General features: G+C 49.3%; 2 tRNA genes and 3 rRNA genes. All 5 read left to right on the top strand.

What is annotated here, in order from left to right:
* Positions 1 to 15 precede the first annotated feature (15 nt).
* A 16S ribosomal RNA gene (locus tag QL982_RS13995) occupies positions 16 to 1,554 on the top strand.
* Between the two features lie 76 nt (positions 1,555 to 1,630).
* A tRNA-Ile gene (locus QL982_RS13990) sits at positions 1,631 to 1,707 on the top strand.
* 9 nt (positions 1,708 to 1,716) lie between these two features.
* A tRNA-Ala gene (locus tag QL982_RS13985) sits at positions 1,717 to 1,792 on the top strand.
* A gap of 337 nt (positions 1,793 to 2,129) precedes the next feature.
* Positions 2,130 to 4,991 (top strand): 23S ribosomal RNA (locus tag QL982_RS13980).
* Between the two features lie 190 nt (positions 4,992 to 5,181).
* Positions 5,182 to 5,263 (top strand): 5S ribosomal RNA (gene rrf / locus QL982_RS13975); the annotation flags it as partial.

Genomic DNA, 5,263 nt, shown 5'->3' with positions numbered 1-5,263 from the left:
CTTCATAGCAAGATTAAACTGAAGAGTTTGATCATGGCTCAGATTGAACGCTGGCGGCAGGCTTAACACATGCAAGTCGAGCGGAAACGATGATAGCTTGCTATCAGGCGTCGAGCGGCGGACGGGTGAGTAATACTTAGGAATCTACCTAGTAGTGGGGGATAGCACGGGGAAACTCGTATTAATACCGCATACGACCTACGGGAGAAAGGGGGCAGTTTACTGCTCTCGCTATTAGATGAGCCTAAGTCGGATTAGCTAGATGGTGGGGTAAAGGCCTACCATGGCGACGATCTGTAGCTGGTCTGAGAGGATGATCAGCCACACCGGGACTGAGACACGGCCCGGACTCCTACGGGAGGCAGCAGTGGGGAATATTGGACAATGGGGGAAACCCTGATCCAGCCATGCCGCGTGTGTGAAGAAGGCCTTTTGGTTGTAAAGCACTTTAAGCAGTGAAGAAGACTCCGTGGTTAATACCCACGGACGATGACATTAGCTGCAGAATAAGCACCGGCTAACTCTGTGCCAGCAGCCGCGGTAATACAGAGGGTGCAAGCGTTAATCGGAATTACTGGGCGTAAAGGGAGCGTAGGTGGCTCTATAAGTCAGATGTGAAATCCCCGGGCTTAACCTGGGAACTGCATCTGAAACTGTAGAGCTAGAGTATGTGAGAGGGAGGTAGAATTTCAGGTGTAGCGGTGAAATGCGTAGAGATCTGAAGGAATACCGATGGCGAAGGCAGCCTCCTGGCATAATACTGACACTGAGGCTCGAAAGCGTGGGTAGCAAACAGGATTAGATACCCTGGTAGTCCACGCCGTAAACGATGTCTACTAGTCGTTGGGTCCCTTGAGGACTTAGTGACGCAGCTAACGCAATAAGTAGACCGCCTGGGGAGTACGGCCGCAAGGTTAAAACTCAAATGAATTGACGGGGGCCCGCACAAGCGGTGGAGCATGTGGTTTAATTCGATGCAACGCGAAGAACCTTACCTGGTCTTGACATATCTAGAATCCTGCAGAGATGCGGGAGTGCCTTCGGGAATTAGAATACAGGTGCTGCATGGCTGTCGTCAGCTCGTGTCGTGAGATGTTGGGTTAAGTCCCGCAACGAGCGCAACCCTTGTCCTTAGTTACCAGCGGGTTAAGCCGGGAACTCTAAGGATACTGCCAGTGACAAACTGGAGGAAGGCGGGGACGACGTCAAGTCATCATGGCCCTTACGACCAGGGCTACACACGTGCTACAATGGTAGGTACAGAGGGCAGCTACACAGCGATGTGATGCGAATCTCAAAAAGCCTATCGTAGTCCAGATTGGAGTCTGCAACTCGACTCCATGAAGTAGGAATCGCTAGTAATCGCGGATCAGAATGCCGCGGTGAATACGTTCCCGGGCCTTGTACACACCGCCCGTCACACCATGGGAGTTGATTGCACCAGAAGTGGATAGCTTAACCTTCGGGGAGGCGTTCACCACGGTGTGGTTGATGACTGGGGTGAAGTCGTAACAAGGTAGCCGTAGGGGAACCTGCGGCTGGATCACCTCCTTATAGATGGCATTCGGTCAGCAAGAATTCACAACAAGTTGTTCTTTAGTTTAAGCTTACGTTTTTAACAAACGTATTAGGGTCTGTAGCTCAGCTGGTTAGAGCACCGTGTTGATAACGCGGGGGTCAGTGGTTCGAGTCCACTTAGACCCACCATTTTATAATGGGGCCATAGCTCAGTTGGTAGAGCGCCTGCCTTGCACGCAGGAGGTCAACGGTTCGACTCCGTTTGGCTCCACCACTACTATAAACGCTGTAAGCTTTAAGTGCTAAATTAGTATAAATAGAAACAAGTGATTTGCATAAGATTACTTCTTTCTGTTTTATACAGAACCTGTTATTCGACGAGAATACAGGAACTATTTAAAAACATAGATATGAGTCTGGGTTAAGAAGAGCGTGTTCACGCGCACTTCTTAACCTTAATAACTCACCTCTTAACGACATCAGTTGTTATCCCAGGGGTGAGTTATTAAAAAAGTAAAGAGAACTGAATCAAGCGTATAAAATTAGGTGATATCGTTATCATAATTAGATTGTATGACACTATGAAGTCGAAAGACTACTTGGGGTTGTATGGTCAAGTAATGAAGCGCACATGGTGGATGCCTTGGCAGTCAGAGGCGATGAAAGACGTGACAGCCTGCGATAAGCTTCGGGGAGGCGGCAATATCCTGTGATCCGGAGATTTCTGAATGGGGAAACCCACCTACCATAAGGTAGGTATCTTGTACTTGTACAAGAAGCGAACGAGGGGAAGTGAAACATCTCAGTACCCTTAGGAATAGACATCAAATGAGATTCCCCTAGTAGCGGCGAGCGAACGGGGAGAAGCCGATTAATTCTAATGTAGAAGAACAGCGTGGGAAAGCTGACCGTAGTAGGTGATAGTCCTGTATTCGAAACATTAGAGTTAACATATTAAGTAGAGCGGGGCACGAGAAATCCTGTTTGAAGATGGGGGGACCATCCTCCAAGGCTAAATACTCCTGACTGACCGATAGTGAACCAGTACCGTGAGGGAAAGGCGAAAAGAACCCCTGTGAGGGGAGTGAAATAGAACCTGAAACCGTGTGCGTACAAGCAGTGGGAGCCTTAATTTATTAGGGTGACCGCGTACCTTTTGTATAATGGGTCAGCGACTTATGTTCTGTAGCAAGGTTAACCGTTTAGGGGAGCCGTAGGGAAACCGAGTCTTAATAGGGCGTTTAGTTGCAGGGCATAGACCCGAAACCGAGTGATCTATCCATGAGCAGGTTGAAAGTGCCGTAACAGGCACCGGAGGACCGAACCCACTGTCGTTGAAAAGCCAGGGGATGACTTGTGGATAGGGGTGAAAGGCTAATCAAACTCGGTGATAGCTGGTTCTCCCCGAAAGCTATTTAGGTAGCGCCTCGGACGAACACCATTGGGGGTAGAGCACTGTTTCGGCTAGGGGGTCATACCGACTTACCAAACCGATGCAAACTCCGAATACCGATGAGTGATATCCGGGAGACACACAGTGGGTGCTAACGTCCATTGTGGAGAGGGAAACAACCCAGACCGCCAGCTAAGGCCCCAAATTCCTAGTTAAGTGGGAAACGAGGTGGGAAGGCATAGACAGCTAGGAGGTTGGCTTAGAAGCAGCCATCCTTTAAAGAAAGCGTAATAGCTCACTAGTCGAGTCGGCCCGCGCGGAAGATGTAACGGGGCTCAAACTAGGAGCCGAAGCTGCGGATTTGAATTTGTTTTCAAGTGGTAGGGGAGCGTTGTGTAAGCCTGTGAAGGTGTGTCGTAAGGCATGCTGGAGGTATCACAAGAGCGAATGCTGACGTGAGTAACGATAATGCGAGTGAAAAGCTCGCACGCCGGAAGATCAAGGGTTCCAGTCCAACGTTAATCGGGGCTGGGTGAGTCGACCCCTAAGGCGAGGCCGAAAGGCGTAGTCGATGGGAAATCAGTTAATATTCTGATACTTGTTTATAATGCGATGGAGGGACGGAGAAGGTTATGTCAGCCTGGCGTTGGTTGTCCAGGTGAAAGGATGTAGGCTTGTGGCTTAGGTAAATCCGGGCTACTACATGGCTGAGATCTGATAGCAAGCTGTACTTGTACAGTGAAGTGGCAAATACCATGCTTCCAGGAAAAGCTTCTAAGCAATAGTTATAAACGAATCGTACCCTAAACCGACACAGGTGATCAGGTAGAGAATACCAAGGCGCTTGAGAGAACTCTGCTGAAGGAACTAGGCAAAATGGTACCGTAACTTCGGGAGAAGGTACGCTGTTGGTGGTGATAGGACACGCTCCTTGAGCTGCTGGCAGTCGCAGATACCAGGCTGCTGCAACTGTTTATTAAAAACACAGCACTCTGCAAACACGAAAGTGGACGTATAGGGTGTGATGTCTGCCCGGTGCTGGAAGGTTAATTGATGGGGTTAGCGTAAGCGAAGCTCTTGATCGAAGCCCCAGTAAACGGCGGCCGTAACTATAACGGTCCTAAGGTAGCGAAATTCCTTGTCGGGTAAGTTCCGACCTGCACGAATGACATAATGATGGCAGCGCTGTCTCCAGCAGAGACTCAGTGAAATCGAAATCGCAGTGAAGATGCTGTGTACCCGCGGCTAGACGGAAAGACCCCGTGAACCTTTACTACAGCTTTACATTGAACTTTGACCTGACTTGTGCAGGATAGGTGGGAGGCTTTGAAGCCGAGACGCTAGTCTCGGTGGAGCCAATCTTGAAATACCACCCTGGTCATGTTGGGGTTCTAACTCAGGTATAACAATACCGAGGACAATGTATGGTGGGTAGTTTGACTGGGGCGGTCTCCTCCTAAAGAGTAACGGAGGAGTACGAAGGTGCGCTCAGACCGGTCGGAAATCGGTCGTAGAGTATAAAGGCAAAAGCGCGCTTAACTGCGAGACCCACAAGTCGAGCAGGTACGAAAGTAGGTCTTAGTGATCCGGTGGTTCTGTATGGAAGGGCCATCGCTCAACGGATAAAAGGTACTCTGGGGATAACAGGCTGATACCGCCCAAGAGTTCATATCGACGGCGGTGTTTGGCACCTCGATGTCGGCTCATCTCATCCTAGGGCTGAAGCAGGTCCTAAGGGTATGGCTGTTCGCCATTTAAAGAGGTACGCGAGCTGGGTTTAGAACGTCGTGAGACAGTTCGGTCCCTATCTACCGTGGGCGTTGGAAATTTGAGAGGATCTGCTCCTAGTACGAGAGGACCAGAGTGGACGAACCTCTGGTGTTCGGGTTGTCACGCCAGTGGCATTGCCCGGTAGCTACGTTCGGATGGGATAACCGCTGAAAGCATCTAAGCGGGAAGCCCACCTCAAGATTAGATTTCCCTAAAGAGCCGTTCAAGACTAGGACGTTGATAGGCAGGGTGTGGAAGTGCAGCGATGCATGTAGCTAACCTGTACTAATTGCTCGTTTGGCTTGACCATACAACACCCAAGTGGTTTGTATACAAGTCTAATTAATCTATCTTGTATAAGCTGTAGTGGCTTATAGAAACAGACAGAATATTTCGATATCACCTTTAACCTTGATTCAGTTAGGTTACAAGTTGATCGACTAAAAAGTAAAATTTGAAGTCAAACAATAAAAACAACAGACTCATATCTAACCCCCTTTGCTGACGACAATAGCATGATGGCACCACCTGATCCCTTCCCGAACTCAGAAGTGAAACATCATAGCGCCAATGGTAGTGTGG

The organism is Psychrobacter sp. 5A.1, assembly GCF_030407455.1.
GTDB lineage: Bacteria > Pseudomonadota > Gammaproteobacteria > Pseudomonadales > Moraxellaceae > Psychrobacter.
The sequence above is the reverse complement of the archived record's forward strand: the minus strand, read 5'-3'. Positions and strand labels throughout refer to the sequence as shown.